Origin of the sequence: Bacillus sp. AFS040349, from assembly GCF_002577655.1 — a bacterium.
In the GTDB taxonomy this organism is placed as follows: Bacteria; Bacillota; Bacilli; order Bacillales; family Bacillaceae; genus Metabacillus.
On the sequence record NZ_NUMC01000053.1, the window covers coordinates 1 to 26,039 of the forward strand.

Below are 26,039 nucleotides of genomic sequence, written 5' to 3' on the forward strand. Positions count from 1 at the left end.
CATAGCTTAAAAAATAAAAATGCAGGTTTGATCGTGACGAGTATGCCTATCTTAGCTGAAGCTATTGGAAACCCCTTGTTGGACCGATTTATGAAAGATTTGATTGTTCAGATTTTGGCGATGGTTGCAGAAATGGAACGGACAGAAAGTAAACGTCGTCAAGCCCAAGGTATAAAAATTGCCAAAGAAAAAGGAGTTTACAAAGGGCGTCCGTTACTTTATTCACCTAATGCAAAGAATCCACAAAAGCGATTAGTCTATCAAGAAGTCGTAAGAATGTTGAAATCCGGAACCCCAATTAAGCAAATCGCAGAAAAAAATGCCATTACTCGATCAACTGTTTATAGGATTAAAAAGGAGCTCGCAGAATAGAAATCTACGGGTTCTTAAACTATTTAATAGTAGTAGCGTCAGGAAATGCGGATTTACAACATTAAGGAAATTCAAATATAAAAAAAGCCTAATTTCTCGGTGTTGTAAGTGAGAAATTAGGCTTTTTTTACTCATGAAAAGCGCCCGATTGCTGAATAACTTAACTTCTATACATAAACACCCCCAAATTTTTCTCCCTACAACAAACTATTTTTTTTGCCATTTATCTAATTTTGGATACATCTGTAACAAAGCAAACTATAAATGTTTACAATAATTAAAAGAAGGTGTTCAAGTTATGGATAATGAACTGAAAGCAACGTTTGGTTCTTGGGTCCAAGCGATTGGAACAACCCTTTCAGCTATCGGAGCTACACCTTCCAAAAATATTTCCGATACTCTGCTTGGAGATTTAAATCTATGGGGAAATGTATTACAAGCAACCGGAAATTCATTAGTAGCAGATAGTGAAAAAAACTTTACCCTTGAAAAGATAGGCAACGAAATTCAGGCAATAGGAAATTCAACGGTCATTGTAGGGATATTAATAAATTTTAGCGAAAAAACAAAAAAGGAATTAAACATAAAAGGAAATTTACTTCAAGCAGTTGGTGGTGGAGTATCTCTTGCTGATGCTCTAGGCCGTGAACCTACTGTAAAAGAGCTTTACAGCATATATGGAAACCTTCTACAAGCAATTGGTAATGCATTACAAGCACTTTCAGGTATCAACGAACTAAGGAACAGGGAGGGGCAAGAACTGAATGTGGTCGGAAGTTGGATCCAAGCCATCGGTTCCATCATTTCAGCTTTAGGCCAAAGTAAGTAATTTTGAATATATAGTTTACATTGTAATGGAAAAGCGTATTTAGCTTGGATAATAAAGGAGATAAAATATGGATATCGAATCTAGTTCTATCTCCTTTTTGGGTATTTATTACTTAAATAGTTACAGGAATTACTTTTGGTAAGCTAGCGGAATAACTTATATTTCGAGTTCACCTTACTTTGCCAAAGAACAAAATTTATTTTGACCATGTTTATTTTTTTAGATCTTTAAGGCAATACCTTTAACGGTCTCATCATTTCATTATCCTCGTGTTCAAGCATATGGCAATGCCATACATATCCAGGCCCAAGGCTAGGGTCGAATGGAAAGGGACTGCCATCCTGGGAAGTAAACCGAACTCTTATCGTTGTCACTTCTCCCGCATTCATTTGTATGGTATCCTTCCACCCTTTCTCATTGAGTGGAGGTGCAATAGGTTGACCTTGTAAATATGCGTCTATTGGTGGTGTCTTAGGCTTAACAAAATAAGGTGGGGTGCTAGGAGGCGTCGTTTGATTTAGTTGCATCCAGTCTTTCAAATAAGCGTCAGAATGGAATTTCTGGCGGCTAACGAGCAGGAACTGAACGAGATGAAGATGGATTGGATGGGTGTCATCGGTAAGGTTAACAACTTGCCAATCTTCTGTTGTTCCTGCCTGAGGCAGCTCAGAAACGGGATTACCCCACAGTTGGCCATCTAACGTAACTTTCAAGGGACCATTAGGACCCTCCAGTTCGAATAAAGTCAAAGTTCTCGTTTTTGTTGGCTTTAATTGAGGAATGCTGTTAAGAACAGGTGGCAATTTCTTTGGCGGTAAGACAGTTTCATTTATGACTGTAAATTGCATAATTTGACCAACAGTTTGTGGGTCTGCCGGTGTTCCATCAGGGAACGGGGCGTTAGCAGTATTCGTTAAAATAACGGTTGTACCAGGAGCTAAAGTAGAGAAATCAATAAGGATATCTGCTCGTTCTGCCGGTGAAATCAAAAGTGAGGAAAGTTCTACAGCTTGAGGTAAATAACCTCCATCGGTGCCAATCTGGATAAATTTCTGTTTATTGGAAAGCTGTAAACGATAAAAACGAGCATTTGAACCATTCAGAACACGAAAACGGTATTGTTGAGGTTTGACATTAAGGTTCGGCCACACCTTACCATTCACCATTATCGTGTTTCCAAAAAACTCTGGTACCACATAAGGATGAATACTTGGGTTAGCCCCCATATGATCATAGAAAAGAGAACCATCAGTATTAAAAGATCGGTCCTGAATGTTGAGTGGAATCTCATTTTCTCTACTAGGAAGAAACGGGACAATGGGGTCATTCATATCACGGAGCAAATAGAACCCTGTAAGCCCGGCGTAATTATTCAATCGAGTCATTCCCATGGTATGGTCATGATACCAAAGAGCTGTAGGCTGTTGTACATTGGGGAATGTATAGGTATTAGTTATGAAAGCCATACCGGTCCTTCCATCTGCAGTAAACCAAGCATCAGGATAATCGTCAAAATAAGATGGATGCTCTCCTCCGTGCAAATGAGGGACAATAGGTACTGGTTGCTGTGCTAGGGGAAATCCTGGTGGAAATGATGGAAATGGTGGTAGAGGAACTGACATGGAATTTGGATTTGCCCAATCGAGTGTCGGATCAACCGGAAGAAAATGGGGACCAGTAATGTTGTTTATCCATTGAACATGTACAGGAATTCCTCGAATGGCTTCAAATGTGGAACCTGGAGCACTTTTATAGTAAACCGCTCTTCCCGTGTACGGGTCCTGTATCATACCACTGTAACCAAAAACTTTCGTGGTACCGAATCCAGGCGGTAAGATTTGCTGCTGGAATTCACTTGCTTCAATTTTATACGCATGCCCGATCACTTCACCAGATATTGGCTGTCTAAGAATAGTAGGCATATATACCGGTGGGATAACGAGTTGATTTACGAATTTAGGAATCCTTTTAGGATCTAAAGGTTGTACCATTTCATCCTCTCCTCTTCATATCACTACGGTATATGCAGGAAAGGAGCATTTCATGCGTATATTCATACTAGAATAATCTATTTACTTGAAAACGTTCCTCAACAATCTGGCCCTTTAATGGAATATCATAACTGTTGTTTTAACCACTTAATTTTAAGTTGAAGAACTTTATTTTAACTTATCAGCTATCATTTTAAGATAACTTTTTTATTACTTATAATGCAAAATAGCGATTAAAATTGGTGCAAAATAACGTCTAAAGTGACAGTTTAGAAACACCACTGATTTTTTCCTTTACAATTTCGTCTACTCCAAATTTTGTGAGTTGCTCAATTTGGGTATCAAGGTTTTGGTCTTGTGTACTTACCCGGGCATATCCGTAGATCATTTTTCGTCCTCTTTTAATATGTATTTTTGATAGGTGTTATTGAGAGTCTATCAAGCTAATAATATCAAGGAGACAGAAACTTATCAATAGGGTGTACCCTATTGATAATAAAAAAATAGACTAATCGGTTCTTACCGTTCAGTCTATTTTTTACTATCTTACTCCAGACAAGCACGCGCCCTGTTATTGAATAACATTAAAGCTTCTAATGGCTACCATTACAGTGGTCCATCACATGTAAAAAGGCACCACTCTTGTTCAGAAAGACGTCTGAATTATTTTTCACCTATTTTGATCTCAAGATCCTAAATAGGAAATATGTGTATTTATTTATTCCATTCCTCTGTTTTCAAGGCAAATATATATTCGTCGCTGGTAGAACCTTTAAAAAAATCCGCATTCTTTTCAAATCCAATTTTTTTAAATCCTAGCCTTTCAACTAATTTAATTGATTTAATGTTCCTTGTATCAATATATGCATGAAACATCTTTATTTTATAATTTGAAATTAGTATATTAATCATCTCTGTTACTGCTTGTTGTGCATATCCCTTTCCCCAGTACTTAGAAGGTAAGACATATGCTATTGAAGCTTTTAAATCTTTACTATAAATAGTTGCTTGAACCGTTCCAATATATTCCTTTAAATTTTTATTATAGATTGCAAAATTTAACCAGATTTGCGAAAGGTGAATTGGTGCACCTTCTGCCAACCTTTCGAATTTTTCAGACAATTCACCTGAACTCTCAGGAGGATTTTCAGGGATATAGGTATATATTTTTTCATCTTTTAAAACTGAAAATAACTCCTCAGCATGATACTTGTTTAATGGTTCTAGATTCATATTAGTCATTTTATAACTCCCCGAAAGCCATATATTTTTTATTATAATAGTTTAACCATTACTATTAGATATCGAACTTTTATCTACATTGTTATTAATTTTGTTTTTATTGAAGTAACTTTTTGTAAAGTAATATAAACCTATTAATGTAATTATTAACCCACTAATTCCAAAAAGAATTCGAACATTCTCGTTTGATTGTATTAGACCCCCGATAAAAAGGCCAGGAATAGAAAAAATACCTATTATCATCTGGAATGATCCAAAAACACTTGCCCTACTTGATGCTTCTGTGGTTTTTTGTAGAATTGAATTTGATAATATTGATATTTGAGCTCCAACTGTACCGGTTAGTAACCCTAAGAATAAAAATGAGAACATAGAATCTATTGAATAATGTAAACCAATACATATTCCATCCACAATTGTACATAAACTCAAAAGAGGTAGATAACCTAATTTATTTTGAAGATGTTTAACAATAAGACTACCTATGAATAATCCTACAGCTTCTATAACCATTAAAACGGAATAAAAGGATTCCTCCATACCTAATACTTCTGTTACAAAAACAAGATATAGTACGTTTATAATTCCACTGACACCTGAGATAACCCCTACCAGAATAGTTACTCTTAGAGCATCCTTAACATCTATCAATTTTACAAAGCCCTTTATTAAATTCCCTAAAAGATTCTTTTTATCAGTATTTATGCTACTTTCTTCTTCATTTATGGTAGATGGTTTAGTCAAGATAGTTAAAAACGAAGCTATAAAAATACAAATAGCATAGATCAAGAAACCATATACTGCATCTAATTTAGCCACTACAAGTCCAGAAATAAGCATTCCAATGATTGTTGTTATAGACGTCCCTGATTGGAGGCGAGAGTTAGCAGTTAAAATGTAATTTTCCTCGACTATTTCCGGTATATAACTTCCTCGACTTGGACCAGATAATATTCTAATTGAGGATACAAGGAAACTTAGAAAGTATATATAAGTAGTAAAAGGAAACAAGAACATAAATAAAGCAAAAATACCAATTAAGATATTAGAGATAGTAATTACGAGCTTCTTAGGAATCTTGTCACCTATTACTCCTCCAAAAGGTGGTAAGATGATTGAGGGAAGTAATAATACAATCATAAAAAAAGCAATAGACTTTGGATCATTATTTGATTCATTATAAACATAGACAGTTGCTGCAATTTCAAAGAGTGAACTTCCTAATGCATTTAAACTAGTTGCTGGTAAGTAAAATGAAAAAGAGCGATTGATAAATAACTCTTTAAAAAAAGGAGACAAAATATCCCTCCTAAAATGTAATTAACATACACTCGTAAAGGAGTGTATGTTTTTATTAAGTAGTAATTGTATGCTTTTCAAAAGTGAAATTTAAATAGTTTAGTTGTTCAAATGCCTCACACAATTTAAGGTGTTTTTCTAATTGAAATTCTGAATCAACTAACTCATTTAATGTCTTTTGTCCGTTATTTAAAAGGAGTGTCCTAGCTACTTCAAACTCTTCATGTTTTAAAGGAGTGATCTTTTTCCCATTTGATATTCCGAGCAATTGGTATCCTTGTGATTCCTCAGAAATAAGGGTAATAGAAGGGCGAAAAACCGGGTACGAATTGACTTTTGATTGCCTGTCTAATTCTTTCTTTGTAATAATCCAATTTTCAATAACTAAAACATCTATATCAGTTGATAAAAAGCAATTTATAGCATCCTCTGGTGTTTCTACTATAGGTTCACCCATAACATTAAAAGACGTGTTTAGAAGAACTGGAATACTTGTTAATTCTCCAAATTTATGTAGTAACTTATGTAATCTAGGGTGTTCTTTTTCATGTAACGTTTGTAACCTAGTAGAATTATCTACATGTGTTATTGCGGGAAGTGATTCCCTATAATCACTTTTAACATCAAAACTTAATAACATGAATGGACTTTCTCTGTTTACTTCAAAATAGGAGTCAGCACATTCCACTGGACAAACTGGTGCAAACGGACGAAAAGATTCTCTATGCTTAACTCTTTCGTTAAGTTTTGATTTCATATTCGATAACATTGGGTTGCATATTATACTTCTATGTCCAAGTGAGCGAGGGCCAAATTCAGAACCACCCTCAAACCATGCAACTATTTCACCTTTTTCTAAACGTTTAGCTACTTCATTAATTAATTGATCATTTGGAGTTCGCTCTTTATTTACAACTAAATAATTACTAAGAACATTACTTACTTCCTGCGAGGTATATTTCTTTCCTAAATAATCATGTGTTTGTTTATAATGTGCATTTTGTTTCTTTAAAAAACTATATCCATAGTAGGCACAGCCAATAGCTATACCAGCATCATTAGCAGCTGGCTGGATAAATAGTTCATTCGCATACTTACTTAACACTTTTCCATTTGCTACACAATTAAGTGCAACTCCACCTGCATAACAAATATTTCTAGTGGTAGTTTTCTTAAATATGCTTTTAATTCTTGCCTCAAGTGCATTTTCAAGATCTCTTTGCATGATTGCTGCTAAATGTTTTTGATCTTCGTGGAACCCAGGTTTATTAAAGTTTAATTGCCAGTTATTATTGAATATAACCTTATCTTCATTTGAAGACATGATATTTACACCCCTATGGAAATTACAATCTCCGTAAGGTGCAAGTCCCATTACCTTTCCACTTTCAAGGGGATCATCAAAGATGTAATTTGAAACAATTGCATATGCCATACCTATCCCGCCAGTGTATATCATCTCCGATGAATGGCTTGGTAAATAAAATCTATCTAACAATTTATATGAGTTATTAGTAAATAAATAGTATGACTCTGCCTCACTCTTAAATTCTCCTTTTGGAGTAGGTCCTAGTAAATATTTCTTCATTTCCGGACCTGCCATTACATAATCTTTTCCTTCTGGCGAAGAAGAACCCGCAGCATCAATAACCATTACTATTGATTCTGATTGCCCTGAAGGTGAAAATGCACTATAGGCATGTGCTAAGTGGTGAGATATAAAAAGATGTTTTTCTGAAAAAGGATCAAAAAGGGAAAAATCTTTTTGAAGGGGAGTGGTTAATCCCACCCCTCCATATGACAAAGATTGAACGTTTGAAACAATTAAATCTACTTCATCAATGGAGATTCCCCTAGCATCTAGACAATATTGAATCATTCGTTCATCAGAAATTGTCCTTTCTAAATCATGTTTACGACGGGTAAGTCTTTCTTTTTGAATAGCTGCTACAACCTTGCCATCTTCTACTAAACATGCTGCAGCATCATGACTATAATTAATTCCAAGTACAAACATGTTTAACCTCTTCTAAGCCCTACTGTAAGTATAGATACCTTTTCTCCTTCAACAACTGGTTCTCGTTCATGAACAGAACCACCAGCTAATAAAAGAACTAACTCACCTGGTTTCAATAAAATTCTTTTTGGTTTTCCATCATTAGAATAAACAACTAATGAGGATGGATTTTCTACATGGTCCCCCATCTCATGTGATAAACCAATAATGCAGTTAATTGAAAACACGTCTGAATCAACATGTGCGGGGATTCCATCGCCTGGTTCCTCATAATATAAATATGAGCTTATTTCATTAGGAATAACCTTATAACCAAGGGCATCGTTTACATATTGAACTAATTCATTGCTTAATGCTAGTTCCTCAGCTACTTTTCCAGCAGGAGATAAGTAGTGCTTACCCGGTCTTACAGCAATTTTTCGTACTTCTTTAGATTCTTTTATTAAAGCATTTAGTAATTCATTAGTCATAAATGAAGGTCTTTCATATTTTACTAGCCCTGCATCTCTAAACTGTGTCATAAGTTCCACAGCTATATTGAAAGCGTTCTCTGAAATTTCATCAGATCCCTTGTTGTTGTTTGGTGCAAGCCCACCAACAGCAAGAGATAGCAATAATTGCATATTTATTTTTTCAGCCATATCCATGCCTGTAATTAACTCATTTATATCACTTAATAATTCGTTTTTAGATTTTTGTAAGGTATCTAAACTCATATCTAAATCTCCTTTTTTAAACAACCCATAAGAGTGTAGTTCTTATGGGTTGCTATGATCTTTTAGTTTGCTGGCATCTCGACAACGTTAATTAGGTCGTTAAATTTAAGCTTTAATTTTAACTGATCATGTGTTGACATCGGCTTATAGTAGCGTGCTAAATGGTTTGCCCCCTCATTATTAGCCTCTGTTTCTTGATTCTGTTTTACAGCTGTACTGATGATTCTGTTAAGTAATTCTTTTTTTTCGCCCTTAGAATTATCAGAGAGCACTTTAAGCTTTGCTTGTAACTTATCGAGACCACTTTCTAACTCTTTTGCTCTACTACCATTAATAATCATTGACAAGTTAACCATCTCCCCTTTGGAAATTTTGTTACAATAATATAATACTACTAATTTTTGGATATTACAAAGAATTTTTCCATAATTTTATTTATTTAGTATTTTTAGTTAATGTTTGTAATGTATATTTTTATACAGGTTCAATATTTGATGCTTATTAACAAAACTTCTCTTTAAGTAGATACTCTTATAAAATTTAAAAGTTATCTTTTTCAACAATATTTTTTAAAAATATCTTTTTATGAAGGACTAGTTTTTTTGTTCTTTGTTTTGTTATAAAGACAGATAGGGAAGAAACTCACTATAATTCTTTAAAACCTAGTAATTTCTCATATTTTTTAAAAACATGGAAGTATTCATTTCTCCATCGATTTTAAAAAGATTTTAAAAAAGAAAGAATATCGCCTTAAAATAAATAAGCACATTTCAAAGTATGAAATGGCCTAATGTTGGAATATCTTTATTGAAATGAATGTCCTGAGTTAACAGTTAAAGTGTAACCTTTACACTCTATATGTTATTAAGTGGACTTGTCCAATCGGACAGAACGCTGATTGAGCCATAAATAAATTTTTGTTAATCAACAGCTTCTTCTTTTTTATTGACTTTGAACTCTCTATTTGACTCTTGCAAACTTTCTTTCTCATAGATTTTCGATCGCCAAAATAGTGCATTAAATCATTAAGTCCCTATTCAATAGTCTTTATCTCTTATGTTGAACAGATGTTTAAAAAGTGCATTGTATCTTAAATATCATTATGAAGTTTAGTATAAATCACCCACGTATCTTCTTCCTACCATCTTGAAACTCTTCGGTTCATCATCTAGCGAATTTAATAGCATTCAGGTCACTCCTTTACTTTATTAAAAGTATATTTTTTTCTCTTGCTACAGACACCTCAAACGGAAGTTTAGGAGGTTTACGGTTTAGATCAATGCGGTATTTTCCAAACCGATTGACATGAGCTGTAACATAGGGGCTTAAATAGGAAATCAGCTCTTCATCATAATCATTTCCGTCTTGCATGTAGTCATGGAGAATACGAGACAAAGAGAACACATTATAAAAGATAAGACAATTGGCCACTAAGTGGTTATATTTAATAACCTTACGCTGTTTTTCCCGGTCATTTTCAGCGATAATCCCTTCACCACCAAAGAATAGCCACTTGGTAAACCCATTAAAAGCTTCACTTTTATTGGTAGCTGCTTGAATCGTTCTTCTTAGTTCCTCGTCAGCCATATATTTTAATAAAAACATCGTTCGTATTACTCTTCCAAGCTCGCGAAACGCCTGATACAACTTATTCTTTTTGCTGTATGTCCCTAGTTTATTAAGAATGGTAGAAGGAGTAATTTTACCTGACTGGATCGACATAGCAACTCTAATCATGTCTGGATAATGAGTTTCAATGAGCTCCCAATCGATTTCCCCTGAAAAAAGTTCATCAATATGCTCGTAGATTTCTTCATTACAGGGACGGAATAATTTTAAGTCTTTCCAATTCCGTATTCTAGGCATCAGCTGAATACCTAGTAAAGAGGAAAGTCCAAAAACTGTTGTACTTTGCCCTTGAGTATCTGAATGAAGAATTTCAGGTTGAATTTCGGCTTTATCATTCATCAAAATGTCTAAAATATGTATCCCTTCCCATACGCCACAAGGAATAAAATTGCTGAATAAAGCAATATAGGTATCCGAAACATGATAATATCCAATCCCACCATATCCACCATAACGAATATGATTTTCGGATAAAAGATTCTGCTCATATAAATCCCATTTCGTTCCGTCAGCTGAAGCTCTTTTCCCATCGCCCCAATGTTTTGGAAGATCAAATTGGTTATAGGTATTTATAATATATTGAATCGCTTTGTCTAAATTTTCAATGGTCACATGACGTTGATTAATCCAAGCTATTTGTTTTCGGTCTAAACTTCCTATTGATCGGGCAGTTTGAGTTGGTCCTAAATTACATCCATAGCAAAAGGCATTCGTTATGTATCGTTCAACTGCGTTGTCTAATTTCGCCTCATGCCCTGAAATAGGACCAAAAAAACGAGTCCAATTTAACCAGTATTCGGTATCAGCAAGCATATCCAGTACATTAATGGGCTCTAAATTTCCAGCTATATATTCTTCAAGTTTCTTTAAACCAGGAGGGATTTTTTTCTTCTTTAACTGTCCAATCACCACTTCACCGTTTTCAATCCGCACTTGTTCATTTCGAGGAAAGGATTGATCTGTTTGGCTCGTGATTTGTTTAAAATCTTGCTGTGTCTTTCTAACGAAATCGACTCCGGAAATAGGCAAATTCACATGCTTGCAAAAATCAGCTAAATTCTTTTCATAGTCCTCCCATGTAATGAGTTGCTTTCGATAGTCTGCATATTTTTCGCTTCCTTCTATATATAGGTCACTTGCCTTAAGCTCTAACATAATCTGCGAAAGGACACATACTTCAAAGTGTCGGCGATTGATTTCATCAGGCATTTTTTCTTTCTTCTTTTTAGGACTGATCCAACGCCACCAGGAATCTGGTACCCAAGACAGATCTAACAAAGGAGTAATTTCCCAATCCTTTCGCCACTTTCCGTTCTTTTCGATGTGAACGACTGGTATGAATTCCTTTTTTGTATATTGATGTGTAAGGAGAAAAGAAATCGCCTCTTCCAGTGCTTTATCTTGTGTAGTTGAACGGAGTGGAACGGATTTAAGAATTTTAAACAATGTAGCACGATGACTTTTATAAAATTGCCATAAGAATAAATAGTAGTTGTCTCCACTAAAAGCTAAATGGTTTTCGCAATCTTGTATAACCTGTGCTTCTTGTTCTTTGAGTACCTTTTGCATGGCCTGAATTCTTTCTTCAGGATTCCCTTCAGTTTGATAAGCAAGCAGTAATTCATGGAAAGTTGATATTAACGAATCCGTGCGTTTTTGCGTCTTTTCTTTATGATCTTTTAAACGTTGACGGCCTTTTTTATGAATGCTCATCATTCTTTTAATGAGCATTTCTCCAATATCATCTAAAATTTTAGACAATTGCATAGATACAAAGGCAAGTGTAAGCGCATATCTTTTTTTAGATTCCATTTCTAACATACGAAAAGCGCCCAACGTTTTGGCTTCAGCTGCCATTTGTTTCACTTTGATGTAAGGAACGTCCTGAAGCAAATCGGTAGGAATTTGATGGTTTATTAACCAATTACGGCGTACAATTAAATCGTTTAGATGTGATAAAGTGGCTCTTTTCGCGTCCTCTTTTATTTCATTCCAAGGACTGTAGGTAGCGCCTTCAGGTATCTGAAAAAGTTGATCTATGTTCTTTTTTTGTTCATCATTTAGTGCATGGTCTATCTGATGATAGATGGCACGATATGATTTATTTCGAACATCGTTTGCTGCATCTTTTAAGGTATTATAAACAGGTAATTCGTATCGTTGTCGTATTAATTCTTCAATTGCAGCATTGACTAAGTCGGCAGGATCATCTTTGCTAAATGCTAATTTATTCATTGTATTGGTTAAAATATGATGGGCCTCATGATCAAATGGTCGAAGCTGAAGATAATCCCGAACAAAGCGAAAATGGCGTTTAGCAGTTCTCGTTTCACTGTACGTTTTCCACTCTTCTTTGGTAGGCAAAGGCAAGTGTGCCTTTTTCGCAATATGTATAACAATCGCTTCTGGAACTTCAACAATATGTATAAAAAACCCAAGCTTCTGTACGGTTTTGGTTAAAACAAGTAATGCTAATTGTTGTAAGGTACCTTTAGACTTAGCTTCTGCCCATTCTATTTCATTTATTTTTGGTGTATATACTTCTTCCAAGTCTTTCTCTGTCAGATTACTCTTAAACCTGGGGTAAATGGTATCCTGAATACTTGGCAATTTCTATCCCTTCTTTATCTAATAATTTCTACAATTCTATATTTATAATAAAATAAAAACCTATCATTTTGATAGGTTCGGTCGCTAATACCATATTTTCCCACAATGGCCCCTCAATCTGCGAATCGTTTCCGTACCCCCAATAGAGTAGAGTTTATTGAGACATAATGAAATTAGCGTTTTAAATGACTTCTGACTGTCTCATAAGACTTGTATCAAATGCTTACCGTTGTAAATCCGCATTTCCCTGACGCTACCCCAATAAGTTGAAGAGGTTAAAAAGAGAAGGTCTTATAGAAGTCATTACCGATTCAGACGGAAAGGACAAAGTTGTTTTGAGCTCACTTGAAAAATATGTACAAGAAGAAAAAAGGGTCTTTGAGCAAAGTTTCACCATTGGACAAGCAGCCCGAAAACTAATCAGTCATAAATATCGATTCAAAGGTGAATTTAAATTGGAAACGTATAAAAATAATATATTTAACTTAATGAATCTTGGGATTTTAAAATCCATAACATTTGCAAATGAATCATACATCACAAAAGAGTCGGTTAATCAATTCCTGATAGATTATATTAGTCGTGAAGAAGCACTTGAAAAGCTAAATTCCGGAAATGTGGTTCTTTGGAAAATACTTAAAAACAACAATGTAAAAAACATTTACATATCTCAACATCATATTTTCCACCCAAGACAAATAGTAGAATCTTTGATTGAAGAATATAATCTAAACGTTTTGCCTGATAGTACCATGGATACAGGAACACTCATTAGAGGAAAAGTTTACAACACTGAACGATATTATTCATGTGGTGAAGCAAGGAAACTTTTGAATTTAACTAAAGGACAGTGGAATATTCTAAGAAAGGAAGAAAACATAACCGACACTATTTTAGGAGGTATTCGTCATTGCCTAAAAGAACCCATAGATCAGTTAAGGGCTCAGCAGCAGAAACTTAAAGCTGAATACTATATTTCAGATGAGGTACAAGAACTATTGGGACTTCAATATCATAGTTCACATTCAAAAATAATCGATGCTAGGAAGAAGGTTCCGACTGTTTTTCGAGGTATTTATCCACAAAAAAGAATAGAATACATCTACCCAAAATCAATTGTTAATGAAATTGTTCAAGAAAATGAACTCAAAGAAGCTGTCACAACAATATCAGACAATATAGATGCGTACGAATACGTGCTTAGAAGTTTGGAGATTAATTTTCATAATAGTGATTTATTTACCTGTTTAGAATGGAAGAAATTTGTACATCGTGTTTTACGAAATAATAGTGAAAGCATCGAGACTAAACATTACACAATATTTAGATATGCCAAGTGTACAGGAATAATAATTGACTTTCTTGCGGAAAAAGAGATATACGAAATGACCTCAAATCATATAAATCTTACATTGTTTAATGAAAATATTCCGTTTTTGTATCAGAAAATATTTTATAGTTTCATTAATTCAATTTATAACAAACTTATTGAAAAAAATAAAAAGAAACTGTTTAAATTGGAACGTATCATAAATCCGTATGAAAAGGAAGTTATCCCCAAAGATAAATCCATTTATGATTACGAAGATTATAAATCATTATTTAGTTTTGCCACTAATTTACCTTTACACAAAAGGAAGGCTATTGAAGATGTTAAAAAACAAATGAACCAAACAGTTCTTACTAAAAATGGTTCTGGCAAAATAAAAAGACAAAGGACTTTCAACTATGACTCTTCTTGGCTCTATGTGCTTATACATCTTAACAACGCTTGGCGACATAAGGATGTTATAAGGTTTCCCAAAATTGACCTAAACGATCTTTCTGTTTCAAATATTAATTTGGATTGGTTAGAACAAAACGATTTAAGCTACGAAGATGCCCGCCGTATCATTCATCAAGTAATGCGAAAAGATTTAAGAACAACTAAAACGAATGCTACTAACCATTTTTTTTGTTCAAAAGATGTAACCCTATCTTTAGCAACTGCAGCAGTTATTTGTGAATTACGCAGGGCTGCCACTACACCACTGCTGGTATACGGATGCCAACAATACGCAGCAACAGAGTAAGCCGATCAATATGATATACAGGATGGGGACCATCATCCTATACTTATACTAAATTTGAATTTTCTTCAGCATTCCCTTGTTTAATCTAGATACGAGAAATACAAGGATTAATAGGATGGTGAAAATTAAAATTAGTATGATGAAAGGCCATTCGGGTACATTCATCTCCAATGGAAGCAAGCCTGTTGCAATTGAAGTGGCCAGGTTCGAATGAATGATACGCAAAATTAGCACCAATAGCCCCTTAGGAACTTGGTTGACGATGGAGCAAGAAAATTCTTCGACGGCTGCCTAATCCATCAACCTTCTCGATATACCCACATCACAATTGCCATTGCTGCCATTTTTGGCAAAATCAATTCACGGTCTTTAACATCACCGAAACCGTCACCATCGTCAGGATAAAAAAGGAAAGCGATCACATAGGAAATGATCGTTTATTTCATTGAAACAACTGTATTCAAGAACATCTCTCCTTTCTTTAAATAAGAAAACAAGGGTGAAGTCTTCACCCTTGTGAATTCATTTTTAACACAGACATAATCCAGAAGCTTTTAACACATCAGTATTGATACCGCTTGTGCTCACTAATTTCCAATTGATTGCAACTGTTGGCACGGCTTCAACTCCATAGGCTTTCGCTTTTGCTAGCCCCCTCTTCCTTTTTCTAAATTGAGTAAAAAAATGCAGATCTTTATTAAATCGATACAAATCATATACATTCGGAACCATTAAATGACCTGATCCTGACTATTTTCCCGCATCCGGATAGCGCTTCTCCAGGTTTTCATGAAACGTTCCACTTCTAGTTGCCTTCAGTGACTCGCCCAAGGCAAACACAGAGGCGCCCAGTAAGACGAGATCTTTCAACAGAAATTGACCTGGGGCCGCAGAAAGGGCGGGGAAACCGAGGCTTGGCTCAATGACACCCGGCGTAGAGAGCATGAAACTCAGTGTCGTCAGAAATAGAATGCAGGAAAGAAACGCTCCAACAGCTGACAGCTTTGCAGACACAAAGCGGCTAAGAATGAGTAGGCCGACTAATAATTCTAATATTCCCAATAGAGAAGAAAACGTACGAACTGAAAAATAGTTGTAAAGCCATCCAAGTGCTGGGCTGTTGCTTACAAATGGGACTATCCCATTTGCTTCGTAGGCCGTGAATTTCATCGCGCCAATCCAAAAATAAACGATGGCCAGTGCAATAAACAAACTCTTTGTTCCGATGATCTCAATTTTTTGACCGAAAGCTTCAAATAACTTGAACATGAAGGTTTCCTCCTCTGCGATTACTGTCGCATTTTTTATTTAAGTTATAAATCACCTGCTCTAGGGAACCCTAGATCCTGAGCTCGTTTAATAAACTCATGTCTTGAATTAATTTATGGGGGATGTATTTTTATACAGCAGCACTTGATGGTGGTGTCAGTAACTCTGGTACTACCCCGAAATGATGGTTAGTTCTCAATGCTTTTTTAGGGTTAGATATGCTTATTTAATGATTCCTCAAGTGCTTCCTTAGACTTAAAACCAACCAAAGTCTCTACAACCTTGCCATCTTTCATGACTAGTAGAGTCGGAATACTCATGATACCAAATTTGTTTGCTGTTTCCTGGTTTTGATCAACATCAATTTTTATAATCTTAACTTGGTTCCCCAAGTCTTGATCAAGCTCTTCAAGAACGGGTGCAATCATTTTACAAGGTCCACACCAAGTGGCGAAAAAGTCAGCTAACACTATTCCATTGTTAGTTTCTTCCGTAAATGTTTGATCGGTCACGTTTAATACTGCCATCTCTTATCCATCTCCTTAAAATCTGTAATAGTCTTTTCTTATACTTACCAGTATAGTTTATTTCTGTATTTAAAAATGTTAGGTGGCTAACATTTAGTAATTATATTTATGAATATTGCTGGCAAAATTTTTTCAATACAAAAAAAATCTCCTCTGTTCGAAGAGATACTCACTTTCTCATTTAGCTTATAAATTTCCCAATAGCTCTTCTGCGTATTGCTGGCCACTTTGTGCGGCAATGTTACCATCACCAGTTGCGGTTACAATTTGAGGTAATGTTTTTTCAAGAACATCTCCTGAAGCAAAGATGCCTTCCACTTTTGTTTCCATTCGATCATTTATCTCAATGTAGCCCATTGAATTCATGATTCCAAGTTTCCTAAATGGTACTGTTAGTGGAACCATTCCGACATAGATAAATACACCATCTATAGTAAACTCTTTTTCAGCGCTATTTTCCGTCGATACTACTTTTCAATTTTGCTCATTAATGGTTTTAACGGCTGTATTAAACATAACTTCAATTTTTTCATTACCAAACGCACGTTGCTGTAGAATTTTCTGAGCTCTGAATTCATCACGGCGATGAACTATTGTCACCTTATTTGCGAAGCGATAAGTATACACCCTCTTCTACAGCGGAGTCTCCTCCCCCCACTACTACAAGGTCCTTGCCTCTAACAAAGGCCCCATCACAGACTGCACAATAAGATACACCAATCAAATTTCGACATGAAGAAAGCAAAGTTTCTTGTTAAGGAACCACCGGACTTAATTTATTGAGTATTGTACGCCAACGAAAAAACATTCCTATACGCATCTTTTACATAAGTAAGGGCATTTTCATTGCTAAAGAAAAGCGACAAATTGAGGAATAGCTAGAGAGCATATATTAGTATTTATATTTAAGCCTATTCAAAATTCAATATAAAACGGACGATCATCTTCGTAAAACACAAATAATTTTTCCAAATCATCATACTAAAGTTAGGAAGGTGTTTTTTTATGGACCAAACATTTTAAAATATATCTAACTGGAAATATTATTAAGAGCGGTTATACTAACTACGTATATGTTTAAGAAGAACGAGGAGGTTTAAAACAATGAAGATCAAACTAAATTGGAATAATAAAATGGCGTTTTCGAGTATAACACCATCCGGTCATGAAATAAAAATGGATGCTGGCGAAGAAATAGGGGGATCAAATAGTGGGTCAAGACCCACTGAATTACTACTTAATGCAGTAGCAGGCTGTACAGGTATTGATATTATCTCTATTTTAGCAAAAATGCGATTGGAGCCTACTAAATTTTACATGGATGTGGAAGGTCAGAGGGCAGACGATCACCCAAAAAAATTCACAGATATCCACATTCACTATTCATTAGAAGGTGACCTTCCTGAAGAGAAAGTTGTTCGTGCCATCCAGCTTTCAGTAGATAAATATTGTACAGTGGCCCATTCATTAAGCGCAACTATTCGTGTAAGTTACTCCATAAATGGCATGGAAACAAAAGGAGTTTAAATTGTTGGGAAGGAAATATATCCAATAATTCTTATTAACCAATGGCTTGCGTGAAGCCATAAGATCTCCACTTTTCTGTTAAAGCATTTACTTACACTGACTTTACGGACCAATAAAGGAGAAAGAGCTAAACTTTAAAGCTAGCTCTTTCTCCTTTATTAATTTCTTTTTATGTATCTTTAATATTCAATATTACACTTTCACCATAGGAATAGTGGTGGTTGACCATAGCTTGCAACATTGATAAAATGGTCAACACTTCGGTCTGAAATATGGATATATATCATCCATCATAAAATTCTCTTTTTTTCTCTTCTTCCTCGAAGATTTCGTCAGTTACTTTTTCTAATTGAATTTTGTTAGGGCGGAGAAAATTCATGGTTTCGTGCTCTTCATTAAATTGCTGAACAATACCTACCATGGATGGATATTTTTGAATATGCTCTTCATAGCATGATTGAAAGTCTTCGCCCACAACGAGGATGTCCTTTTTATGACCACCAATTTTATTTTCTATATATGAAATGATAAATTCTTTCATAATTCCCTCCTTTAATAAACAATTTTTATTAGGTGAAATTTAGAAATACAAAACACTTAGGTAAGCCTATTATTCATTTATATCTATTCCAGATAAATTTAAAGAAAGGTCATCTATTACTAAAAATACACAACCAAAAATGGTTCTGTAATCGATATATTCCCCTTTAACTTCAACATTTATCTCAATAATATTCCTTCTATTATGTATGTATTTTTCTTCAAATTGATTAAAATTAATACTTGTAACAGATACACTAATTTCCTCTAAGGATTTTTTTAGCTCTCTTTCAAATATTGAATTATTAAAGTTTTCCCTGAAGAAAATACGAATAGTAAATTTCATTTCAAATCCTCCTTCTACTTATGATTTGCCTAATACTTCTTATTTAAACTTTTTTCGAATAACTTGTGTATCTTTTATACCATTTAATTTATTCAACTCCCTCAGTTTAATATGAAAGAAAAAGCTGCCTGCAAGCCGCTGCATTTACCCGTTAGCATAGTTCCTTTGCATCTTCCATAATTATCTTCTTTCTGCAAAAAAGGTTTTTTAGTGATACTATAGGTAAGATTCCAAAACTGAATAGACAAATTCCTTTAAATAAGGATCAATCCTTCTTAAAGTTAAATATGATTTAATTAAAAAAAGTCCAAAACCCCATATATAACAAGGGTTTGGGCACTTTTTCAGCAAGGTTTATGAATGCGTTAATTTGTATTATACCGAACATAATTCTTTTTTATTTCATTAGAAGATTTAGCCTGTCAATTATGTCAGGTTTTCATACTGTTTGGCATGTGAACGCTGACAAAGTAAAATGCAACTTCTCGTTTGCCACAAGCAGACATTCTTTTCCTTGGCAAAACACTATTTTTTCGCAAAATTTTCAATCATTGAACAAAAGCACCCTTTCGTGTTACCTTCCGAAAGTAAGAATGAAAATTTTCTACAACACTTTTGGATGTGGGTTCGAAAAATTCCTAGCGAGATTCTTGCCCCTTTGAATAATTTGTAAAAACTCCCGGATACTAGTCTAAATAAGCAGTTTTAAAAAAAGGAAATGTACTTTGAGATTGGTCATCGGTCCCCATAAATCGAATTAAGGTAAGGGATGTTATGTATGAAAGAAAAATTCGGCGCATCTGCTTCGGAAATCTCAGATAATATTGTTCAAATCATTGTTTAATTTAAAAACTGTGGGTATAATAGAGATATAATATGACAAAATAAAAAAAGGCCACTGGCGGGAACCAGAGACCTTTCAGCACAGCAAACTGCATAAAGAGCAGCGACTTTTAGCGGTAAAAGTTGACTGTTAGCTCAAAAAAAAGAGTAACCACTTTCTTAACGCCTTGGTCGGGGGTAAGAGGGGGTTACTCTTTTCCTTTCGTAACCGCGATTACTGCAACGATGAGGGAAGCGAATGCTATCATTAACCCTAGTGCGTCTGCTATTGTAATCACCAGCGTCACCCCCTTTCTACAAGGGAATGGCCGCTGCCCTTTACCGACTTGCTGTATCTCCATTATACCCAAAATTTTTATCAGATAAAGTAAATTCTTCGAAATTAGTTGAACTAAACCCTTTAATATTAATTGCAAGGCTTGTTTTAATATCAAATGTTATGTAACATGCCTCCACTACTACTGCCTTCATGGCTCGGGACTTGCAACCTATAGACTGCACCCATGCCGGGCGCACATAAGAAAACGCAGAGGTACTCCCTCTGCGTTTAGTGATATACAATGAAGACAATTAGCCCTCATCCACCTCATATAATTCCTTAGCCAAGGCTGTATTAATTTTTAAAGGCTTCTTCATAATCACTTCTTCCTTCTCTAATTCGCCTAAAAATAAATTGACCGTTTCTCTAGAAGAGCCGATCATACTGGCAATATCATGTTGAGTAATTTTCACCTCGATAGTTTGCCACTCCCCACTTCTCACACCAAAGCGGTTACTTAACTGCATGAGAAGAAGAACAATTCGATACTTTACATCTTTATAAGCAATACTTTCGGTAATTTGATACATTTCTTTAAGCTTTGAAGTCAAAATGGTAATGAGATTGATGGCAATGGCTGGGTTTTGACGTATAAAATCCTCAAATTGATCCTTTGTTAATGTGCACACAAACGAATCGACCATCGTTTCTGCATAAATTTCAGACTCTGTTAATGAAAAGCTTGATGTTTCTCCAAACACATTTCCCTCACTTAAAAGATCAACCGTGAATTCCTTTCCATTAGAAGATACTTTATATAGACGAACCTGCCCTTTTTTCAAGAAAAATAGCGACCTTAGCTGTTGAGTTGGACTTAGAATGATCGTCCCCTTTTTAATAGGAGCCGTTAATGTTACTTGATCTAATTTTTTTAATTCTTCTTTTGGAAGCTCATCAAATATATTAATTTGCGAAAGAAGCATTAATTTATCCATGTCTAACCCTCACTTTTATATCGTTTCATAATCATCTCATAATCTAACCATTCGTCATTCAGCTCTAGCAGTGGTAGACCTTTATCTAAAGTTAGTGACCTCCCTATATCTAGGTTATCAAAAATATTAATCACTGTCACATCTATTCCTAGCTTGTCAAATAGCTTTATCACTTCCTCACATTTACAACAGCTTGGCAAAATATATAAAGTCATATCCTACTCACTCTTCCTTTTCTTCATTAGTTGTCTTGTCAACTGGATACAAATTGACTTCATATTACTATTCATTATTTTACACCGTAAGCTTAAAAGTAAATGTAAGGGGGCTTATATTTTTTTCAAGAGTAGGAGACATAATAAAATTATCCAATATGAGAGGAGAATCAAACATGAGTTTAAATTCTGAATTAGGTGTTACCTCTAGCAAATCAAAGCAGCTTAGCCCATTTGAGGCGATGCAGACATTTGAACGCGTACCATAAAAGAGGCAAAGGAATCAGGGTTAGTCACTTGGATCGCAGAAGGCGAGAAAGCAAAGGACTACCCATTAAAAAATCACCTTGGCAAGGACATTAATTTATATGAAGAGCTGGAAAAAGGTCCGGTAGTGCTAACGTTTTACCGCGGATCGGTACCTTTCTGTAATCGTCAATTAAAAGACTAACAAGGGATCCTACCCGAATACAGGAACTAGGCGCAAAGCTTTTCGCAATCGGTCCAAAACACCGGACTATACACTATCCATGCAAGAGAAAAACGAATTAGATTTTCAAGTGTTAAGGATCCGAGAGGAATCGTTTCAGTGAAGTATAATGTGCTTTTCGATGTTCCTGATTATTTAAAAGATGATTATGAAAAGATCGACTTAGATTTAGAATCCTTCAATGGGAAAGTAAACTGGATCTTACCAATACTGGCTACGTTTATGATAGATGAAACTGGAGAAACCGCTTTTAAATCCAAACTTCATGTATCGCCTTGAGCCAAATGATATTTTACGTGCTTTAAGAAGTCTATAAAACTATAGCAGCCCTAGTTCCTAGTTTAGGCCGCTTTTCATTTACTCTTACATACTTTATCACACGCTTCACGTGCCGGATTTTTCGTCTCCTTTAATACTTCTTCGATCACTGACCAAAGAGTATGGTAGCCTGAATCCGAAAATTCCAGCATTAGCTCTTGAAGTGACCCACAGTCTTTTGAAATGCCATTTAACCTGGCTGCTAGGGTTGAATCAACTAGGTATTCCTTTCCCTCAAGCTGCTGCCACGTTTCATAAACAGGCTTCCATCTTTGAAGATAATACTTTTGATGACGGATTTCAGCCTGATAAAAGGCGTCAAGAGGCTCAACAGAGGTATAGCAGCGACCATGAAACTGCTTGATGTGCTCTACTTTTTGAAGCATCTTTTCCTTTTGTTCCTCACTTTGATAAAACAGGACAGAACGATACTTAATCGAACGAGGAGCTCTCGTTGTATTATGCTGCTCAAAAAATTGAGTCAAGATCTGATCTAAACTCAGTAGATTTGAATCATATTGGATGTGTAAAGCTTCTGTATAATCTAACGTGTTTTTGGAGGTAGGCTGACCTTCTTTACCTCCCGCATACCCAACTCTTGTTCTGATGACTCCAGGGTGATAGCCAAAACGTGACTCAGGTCCCCAGAAACAGCCCATACCAAACGTCACTGTATCCAATTAAATCACTCCTAAAAAAATACAAATCAAGGTAATCTTACAGGGCAGTTACTTGATTTGTATCATTCTTAATTTCGATATTCTAATTTCATATACGCCGTATAGATTTGACTGTTACTTTTTAAGATAAACGTGGACTTACTTGGATTAAAATCCAATACTAAGTCTTCATCAAATAAATGATCTGATTTATGTCCCAATAAAACTGGCTTAAAGTTTGTAGAAAGGAGTTGTTGTTCCATCTCTGAACCTAGCTCCTTCATCCCGACAAATGTCACCCAATCAGCTCCAATGGAACAGCCCCCCAGACTAGGGTTCAATTGATAAGCAATGGCAGGCTCCTGGTTTAATCTCTCAACTGCTCTATCCGAAAATTTTACATTCATTGTATCTGCCCCCTTAAAGAAATTTTAACACCAACCAAGGTCACAGCCTTCGACATATGCTTTAGGGTGACCTCCTTGTAAATGCTCCATATATTTAAATATTTTCCCATTTTCCATCACATAATCTTGATGAAGCTCTAATTTTCTTTGCTCATCAGGAGAAATGGAGATCGTTCCTATCTTTTCATCTCTAAAGAATAATTCTATTTGAGCTTCTTTTACAACTGCTCGAATATTCTCTGTTACATTCATCATGTTCTTCATAATATTTCCTCTCCTTTTCTTCTTAATCATGAATCGAATCATCCTTGCAACTCGAGTATATAGGAAACCGAAAAAGAAAAATGTCATGTACCTTACACAAAAAGATCGAAATCTCTACTTTCGGATGATATTGCTGTTTAGATGTGTTTATTGAGAACTTCTTCCTGTGCTTCCTTTGGTCTATAACCAACAAGTGTATCTACTACTTCGCCATCTTTCATCACTAATAGAGCCGGGATGTTCAATACAGCAAAATTATTAGCCGTTTCTTGGTCTTGGTTGACATTAATTTTCACAACCTTATCTTCATTACCCATATCCTGATCAAGTTCTTCTAATACTTGTACGATCATCTTACAAGGCCCACACCATGTAGCAAAAAAATCAGCTACTACTCTGTTAGAGTTACTTTTTTTCTTATTTAATTTTTCAATGTAAAATTATGAGCCTTTAATCCTACAGCTAATCCACCCAACGTTTCCTTGTCGATTAAATCTGTTACTGACTTTGCTAGATTGTCTAATATCTTTTGTGGTACCTGTTTCTTAAATTGCTCTACACCCCTTTGTAATGTTCATTTAACGTAAGATGTTCATTCATAAGTATTCTCCTCATCCTAAAAAAATGTGATCCCGTTATCACACTTTGCTCTTACATAAATGAGTATAAAGTTTGTTAGATGGTTACATTTACAGATCTCATCTTAATATTTTTGGATTTTTATTTTGTCAAATATAAAAAACATTTCCTCCAGAGAAGAAATGTTCAGATTGTATACAAACTCAACAAAATTGAGTTTGTATACAGTGTTTTTGGATTTAACTTGTAGTAAGAAAATCTTAAGGTGATAAATATGCTTTCTATACTTTATCGAGAGTCTGTCCAAAATAAAGTGGAATTCCTACATAGACTGTTCAGGATAACCAACTAAGAGTTATTTGAAAATGGACCTACAACTTTTTTTGTCGTGGTATTTTCACCAGAACCGGTCTTGATAAACTTCAAATCCACACTTTCTAAACAAGCCCCTTTTTGTATAAGAAAATAATGGTCCATATTAAGATTTTACTAATTTAGACTGTGTCTCTTTTACTGTATCAGGATAAATTAAAGAGAATACAATCCCAGCGATTAAGCAAATAAAGAACGTGGCAGCTTTTGCTGATAAAATTGATTCCAGCGATGAAAGCGGCCAAACTATAGCACTGACAAAACCGACAATAATCGTTGCAATTACACCCATACCTGAAATACGCTTCCAGAAAAAAATTAATAAGATAATAACAGAAAATGTATTCCCTATACCTGCCCATGCAAAGGATACAAGACTATAAATAACAGAGCCAGATTTTAGTGAAATAATAATGCCCACAATACCACTAATAACCGCTATAAGACGTGATAGGTGAACCAATTTTCTGCTTGAGATATTCCAACGTAATGTTTTGTGAATAATATCTTCACTAATAGAAGTTGTAATTACTAGTAGTTGTGATGACGCAGTAGACATAATTGCTGCTAAAATTCCTGCAACGATAATTCCTGCAACCCATGGCGGTAAGATATCGAATACCATATGAGGTAAAATCACCTCTGGATCATCAATCGTGGCTTGTTTGTATAAAGTCGTAGCGAAAATCGCCGATAAAAAGGCCCCAATATAGACAATCAGCGTCCAAATAATTGCCATATTGCGGCCTGTAATACGCTCTTTTTCCGTTGCGATGGCCATAAAACGAGAGCTTAATTGAGGCTGACCACCTAACCAGCCAAAGAACCATGAAAGGTTTGTAAATAGCATGGCCCCTAAGGCAATCCCATTTAAGCCTCCAACCCAGCTATCTGCACCATTTCCCATATTCGCAAGCTCAGTTGAAATACTTAATCCTTGATTTTTTATTTCCATGAAAGCTGCAATAGGCACGATAATGAATGAAGCAAGCATTAAAAAGCTTTGAATCGTATCTGTCCAAACGACAGACATAAAGCCACCCATACAAGAATAAGCAATAATGATTACGGCGATTACAATCGTTCCCCATGTTATATTAAAACCAGAGAATGAATAAATAGTTTTCCCTATACCTGAAAATTGAGCAGCTAAATAACAAACGAAGAATAAAACCAAAACAGACGAAGCTAACCAGCGAATCATATCTGCATGTTTAGGGAATTTGACAGCAATATAGTCTGTTAAACTATTTACCTTATATTTTTGTTGTTCGGTCATAAAGCGTTTCGATAAGAATAACCAGGAAACCATAACTCCTAAAAACATTCCGGATAAAATCCAAATACCTGATAAACCCGCTGCGTAAATAAAACCGATTGCCCCTAAAAACATATACGCTGATTCCCCGGTAGCACGCTCAGAGAATGCAAGTGCCCAACCAGGAAGCTTATTTCCACCTAAAAAATAATCATTATGTGATAAGTCCTTCTTGCTAAAATAAATTCCAATTGCCATCATCGCAATTAAATATAAGGCAATTTCAACATATACAACCGTGTGCATAACTTTATTCCTCCGTCTTATTAAAGTAAACAATACTAAGTGGTTAAACTTTCCGTAAATCGGGGCACAGTTAATATATGAACAAAAG

At 35.2% G+C, this 26,039-nt stretch carries 26 protein-coding genes and 2 pseudogenes; 5 read left to right on the forward strand and 23 right to left on the reverse strand.

All coding sequences use genetic code 11. The features are described from left to right. A partial coding sequence (locus COD11_RS12670; protein WP_141549684.1) for a helix-turn-helix domain-containing protein occupies window positions 1-372 on the forward strand: 372 nt, incomplete at its 5' end. Window positions 373-670: 298 nt separating this feature from the next. Next, a complete protein-coding gene (locus tag COD11_RS12675; RefSeq protein WP_031538325.1) occupies window positions 671-1,201 on the forward strand; it encodes a DUF6944 family repetitive protein in 531 nt (176 codons plus the stop codon). Between the two features lie 227 nt (window positions 1,202-1,428). On the opposite strand, the gene COD11_RS12680 is transcribed toward COD11_RS12675, so the two are convergent. The 8 genes and pseudogenes from COD11_RS12680 to COD11_RS12715 form a co-directional block, all read right to left on the reverse strand. Then, window positions 1,429-3,192 (reverse strand): multicopper oxidase family protein, encoded by a 1,764-nt coding sequence (locus COD11_RS12680; RefSeq protein ID WP_098797275.1) that lies wholly within the window; start codon window positions 3,190-3,192, stop codon window positions 1,429-1,431. Between the two features lie 268 nt (window positions 3,193-3,460). Continuing rightward, a pseudogene (locus tag COD11_RS12685) lies at window positions 3,461-3,580 on the reverse strand (recombinase family protein); the annotation flags it as partial. Window positions 3,581-3,906: 326 nt separating this feature from the next. Continuing rightward, on the reverse strand, window positions 3,907-4,434 hold the full coding sequence (locus COD11_RS12690; protein WP_098797276.1) for a GNAT family N-acetyltransferase: 528 nt from the start codon (window positions 4,432-4,434) through the stop codon (window positions 3,907-3,909). A gap of 42 nt (window positions 4,435-4,476) precedes the next feature. Then, window positions 4,477-5,733, reverse strand: a complete 1,257-nt coding sequence (locus COD11_RS12695) for an MFS transporter (RefSeq protein ID WP_176551071.1) — start codon at window positions 5,731-5,733, stop codon at window positions 4,477-4,479. A 55-nt stretch (window positions 5,734-5,788) separates the two neighbouring features. After that, window positions 5,789-7,750 (reverse strand): carbamoyltransferase family protein, encoded by a 1,962-nt coding sequence (locus COD11_RS12700; protein WP_098797278.1) that lies wholly within the window; start codon window positions 7,748-7,750, stop codon window positions 5,789-5,791. A gap of 2 nt (window positions 7,751-7,752) precedes the next feature. Continuing rightward, window positions 7,753-8,466, reverse strand: coding sequence for a 2OG-Fe(II) oxygenase (locus COD11_RS12705; RefSeq protein WP_098797279.1), 714 nt, complete (start codon window positions 8,464-8,466; stop codon window positions 7,753-7,755). 62 nt (window positions 8,467-8,528) lie between these two features. Next, window positions 8,529-8,813 (reverse strand): hypothetical protein, encoded by a 285-nt coding sequence (locus COD11_RS12710; RefSeq protein WP_098797280.1) that lies wholly within the window; start codon window positions 8,811-8,813, stop codon window positions 8,529-8,531. Between the two features lie 853 nt (window positions 8,814-9,666). Continuing rightward, entirely contained in the window at window positions 9,667-12,705 is a 3,039-nt protein-coding gene (locus tag COD11_RS12715; protein ID WP_098797281.1) for a Tn3 family transposase, read from the reverse strand. Between the two features lie 335 nt (window positions 12,706-13,040). Between COD11_RS12715 and COD11_RS12720 the strand changes: the two genes are divergently transcribed. Further along, window positions 13,041-14,777: a hypothetical protein gene (locus COD11_RS12720; RefSeq protein ID WP_098797282.1), complete on the forward strand. Its 1,737-nt coding sequence runs from the start codon at window positions 13,041-13,043 to the stop codon at window positions 14,775-14,777. Window positions 14,778-15,305: 528 nt separating this feature from the next. On the opposite strand, the gene COD11_RS12725 is transcribed toward COD11_RS12720, so the two are convergent. The 4 genes and pseudogenes from COD11_RS12725 to COD11_RS12740 all read right to left on the reverse strand — a co-directional run. Then, the gene (locus tag COD11_RS12725; RefSeq protein ID WP_098797283.1) at window positions 15,306-15,509 is read right to left on the reverse strand and encodes a thioredoxin domain-containing protein; all 204 of its coding nucleotides are present in this window, start codon (window positions 15,507-15,509) and stop codon (window positions 15,306-15,308) included. An 18-nt stretch (window positions 15,510-15,527) separates the two neighbouring features. Next, window positions 15,528-16,046: a YkgB family protein gene (locus COD11_RS12730; protein ID WP_098797284.1), complete on the reverse strand. Its 519-nt coding sequence runs from the start codon at window positions 16,044-16,046 to the stop codon at window positions 15,528-15,530. A gap of 212 nt (window positions 16,047-16,258) precedes the next feature. Then, a complete protein-coding gene (gene trxA, locus COD11_RS12735) occupies window positions 16,259-16,573 on the reverse strand; it encodes a thioredoxin (RefSeq protein ID WP_098797285.1) in 315 nt (104 codons plus the stop codon). Window positions 16,574-16,759: 186 nt separating this feature from the next. Further along, a pseudogene (locus tag COD11_RS12740) lies at window positions 16,760-17,291 on the reverse strand (FAD-dependent oxidoreductase); the annotation flags it as partial. A gap of 386 nt (window positions 17,292-17,677) precedes the next feature. Here COD11_RS12740 and COD11_RS12745 point away from each other — a divergent pair. Beyond that, entirely contained in the window at window positions 17,678-18,100 is a 423-nt protein-coding gene (locus COD11_RS12745; protein WP_098797286.1) for an OsmC family protein, read from the forward strand. Window positions 18,101-18,383: 283 nt separating this feature from the next. Here COD11_RS12745 and COD11_RS12750 read toward each other — a convergent pair whose 3' ends face one another. The 6 genes from COD11_RS12750 to COD11_RS12770 all read right to left on the reverse strand — a co-directional run bounded on the left by COD11_RS12750 (window position 18,384) and on the right by COD11_RS12770 (window position 21,298). Then, window positions 18,384-18,641 carry a hypothetical protein gene (locus tag COD11_RS12750; protein WP_098797287.1) on the reverse strand — a complete coding sequence of 86 codons (258 nt, stop codon included), beginning with the start codon at window positions 18,639-18,641 and terminating at the stop codon, window positions 18,384-18,386. 69 nt (window positions 18,642-18,710) lie between these two features. Further along, a complete protein-coding gene (locus COD11_RS12755; protein WP_098797288.1) occupies window positions 18,711-18,986 on the reverse strand; it encodes a hypothetical protein in 276 nt (91 codons plus the stop codon). A gap of 1,031 nt (window positions 18,987-20,017) precedes the next feature. Further along, on the reverse strand, window positions 20,018-20,107 hold the full coding sequence (locus tag COD11_RS27520) for a putative holin-like toxin (RefSeq protein ID WP_220182010.1): 90 nt from the start codon (window positions 20,105-20,107) through the stop codon (window positions 20,018-20,020). 40 nt (window positions 20,108-20,147) lie between these two features. Beyond that, complete coding sequence (locus tag COD11_RS26855) at window positions 20,148-20,399, reverse strand: hypothetical protein (protein ID WP_176551070.1); 252 nt, start codon at window positions 20,397-20,399, stop codon at window positions 20,148-20,150. Continuing rightward, window positions 20,400-21,083, reverse strand: a complete 684-nt coding sequence (locus COD11_RS12765; protein ID WP_098797290.1) for a Crp/Fnr family transcriptional regulator — start codon at window positions 21,081-21,083, stop codon at window positions 20,400-20,402. Window positions 21,084-21,085: 2 nt separating this feature from the next. Beyond that, a complete protein-coding gene (locus COD11_RS12770; RefSeq protein ID WP_098797291.1) occupies window positions 21,086-21,298 on the reverse strand; it encodes a glutaredoxin domain-containing protein in 213 nt (70 codons plus the stop codon). Between the two features lie 589 nt (window positions 21,299-21,887). Between COD11_RS12770 and COD11_RS12780 the strand changes: the two genes are divergently transcribed. Further along, window positions 21,888-22,067, forward strand: coding sequence for a hypothetical protein (locus COD11_RS12780; RefSeq protein WP_098797292.1), 180 nt, complete (start codon window positions 21,888-21,890; stop codon window positions 22,065-22,067). A gap of 74 nt (window positions 22,068-22,141) precedes the next feature. Here the strand turns inward: COD11_RS12780 and COD11_RS12785 are convergent, their stop codons facing one another. From COD11_RS12785 to COD11_RS12805, 5 genes are all read right to left on the reverse strand, one after another. Beyond that, window positions 22,142-22,777 carry a peptide-methionine (S)-S-oxide reductase MsrA gene (locus COD11_RS12785; protein ID WP_243856316.1) on the reverse strand — a complete coding sequence of 212 codons (636 nt, stop codon included), beginning with the start codon at window positions 22,775-22,777 and terminating at the stop codon, window positions 22,142-22,144. A gap of 77 nt (window positions 22,778-22,854) precedes the next feature. After that, complete coding sequence (locus tag COD11_RS12790) at window positions 22,855-23,172, reverse strand: iron-sulfur cluster biosynthesis family protein (protein WP_098797294.1); 318 nt, start codon at window positions 23,170-23,172, stop codon at window positions 22,855-22,857. A 24-nt stretch (window positions 23,173-23,196) separates the two neighbouring features. Further along, window positions 23,197-23,436 carry a DUF2553 family protein gene (locus COD11_RS12795; RefSeq protein ID WP_176551072.1) on the reverse strand — a complete coding sequence of 80 codons (240 nt, stop codon included), beginning with the start codon at window positions 23,434-23,436 and terminating at the stop codon, window positions 23,197-23,199. 137 nt (window positions 23,437-23,573) lie between these two features. Beyond that, complete coding sequence (gene trxA / locus COD11_RS12800; protein WP_098797296.1) at window positions 23,574-23,870, reverse strand: thioredoxin; 297 nt, start codon at window positions 23,868-23,870, stop codon at window positions 23,574-23,576. 623 nt (window positions 23,871-24,493) lie between these two features. Further along, window positions 24,494-25,951, reverse strand: coding sequence for a sodium/proline symporter (locus tag COD11_RS12805; RefSeq protein WP_098797297.1), 1,458 nt, complete (start codon window positions 25,949-25,951; stop codon window positions 24,494-24,496). Window positions 25,952-26,039: the final 88 nt, after the last annotated feature.

Excerpts from the sequence above, each read along its gene's own strand:
- COD11_RS12675 (WP_031538325.1), top strand. The coding sequence starts at position 671 with ATGGATAATGAACTGAAAGCAACGTTTGGTTCTTGGGTCCAAGCGATT.
- COD11_RS12680 (WP_098797275.1), bottom strand. The coding sequence starts at position 3,192 with ATGGTACAACCTTTAGATCCTAAAAGGATTCCTAAATTCGTAAATCAA.
- COD11_RS12690 (WP_098797276.1), bottom strand. The coding sequence starts at position 4,434 with ATGACTAATATGAATCTAGAACCATTAAACAAGTATCATGCTGAGGAG.
- COD11_RS12700 (WP_098797278.1), bottom strand. The coding sequence starts at position 7,750 with ATGTTTGTACTTGGAATTAATTATAGTCATGATGCTGCAGCATGTTTA.
- COD11_RS12705 (WP_098797279.1), bottom strand. The coding sequence starts at position 8,466 with ATGAGTTTAGATACCTTACAAAAATCTAAAAACGAATTATTAAGTGAT.
- COD11_RS12725 (WP_098797283.1), bottom strand. The coding sequence starts at position 15,509 with ATGGTTCCGAATGTATATGATTTGTATCGATTTAATAAAGATCTGCAT.
- COD11_RS12730 (WP_098797284.1), bottom strand. The coding sequence starts at position 16,046 with ATGTTCAAGTTATTTGAAGCTTTCGGTCAAAAAATTGAGATCATCGGA.
- trxA (WP_098797285.1), bottom strand. The coding sequence starts at position 16,573 with ATGGCAGTATTAAACGTGACCGATCAAACATTTACGGAAGAAACTAAC.
- COD11_RS12745 (WP_098797286.1), top strand. The coding sequence starts at position 17,678 with ATGAAGATCAAACTAAATTGGAATAATAAAATGGCGTTTTCGAGTATA.
- COD11_RS12750 (WP_098797287.1), bottom strand. The coding sequence starts at position 18,641 with ATGAAAGAATTTATCATTTCATATATAGAAAATAAAATTGGTGGTCAT.
- COD11_RS12755 (WP_098797288.1), bottom strand. The coding sequence starts at position 18,986 with ATGAAATTTACTATTCGTATTTTCTTCAGGGAAAACTTTAATAATTCA.
- COD11_RS12765 (WP_098797290.1), bottom strand. The coding sequence starts at position 21,083 with ATGGATAAATTAATGCTTCTTTCGCAAATTAATATATTTGATGAGCTT.
- COD11_RS12770 (WP_098797291.1), bottom strand. The coding sequence starts at position 21,298 with ATGACTTTATATATTTTGCCAAGCTGTTGTAAATGTGAGGAAGTGATA.
- COD11_RS12790 (WP_098797294.1), bottom strand. The coding sequence starts at position 23,172 with ATGAATGTAAAATTTTCGGATAGAGCAGTTGAGAGATTAAACCAGGAG.
- COD11_RS12795 (WP_176551072.1), bottom strand. The coding sequence starts at position 23,436 with ATGAAGAACATGATGAATGTAACAGAGAATATTCGAGCAGTTGTAAAA.
- COD11_RS12805 (WP_098797297.1), bottom strand. The coding sequence starts at position 25,951 with ATGCACACGGTTGTATATGTTGAAATTGCCTTATATTTAATTGCGATG.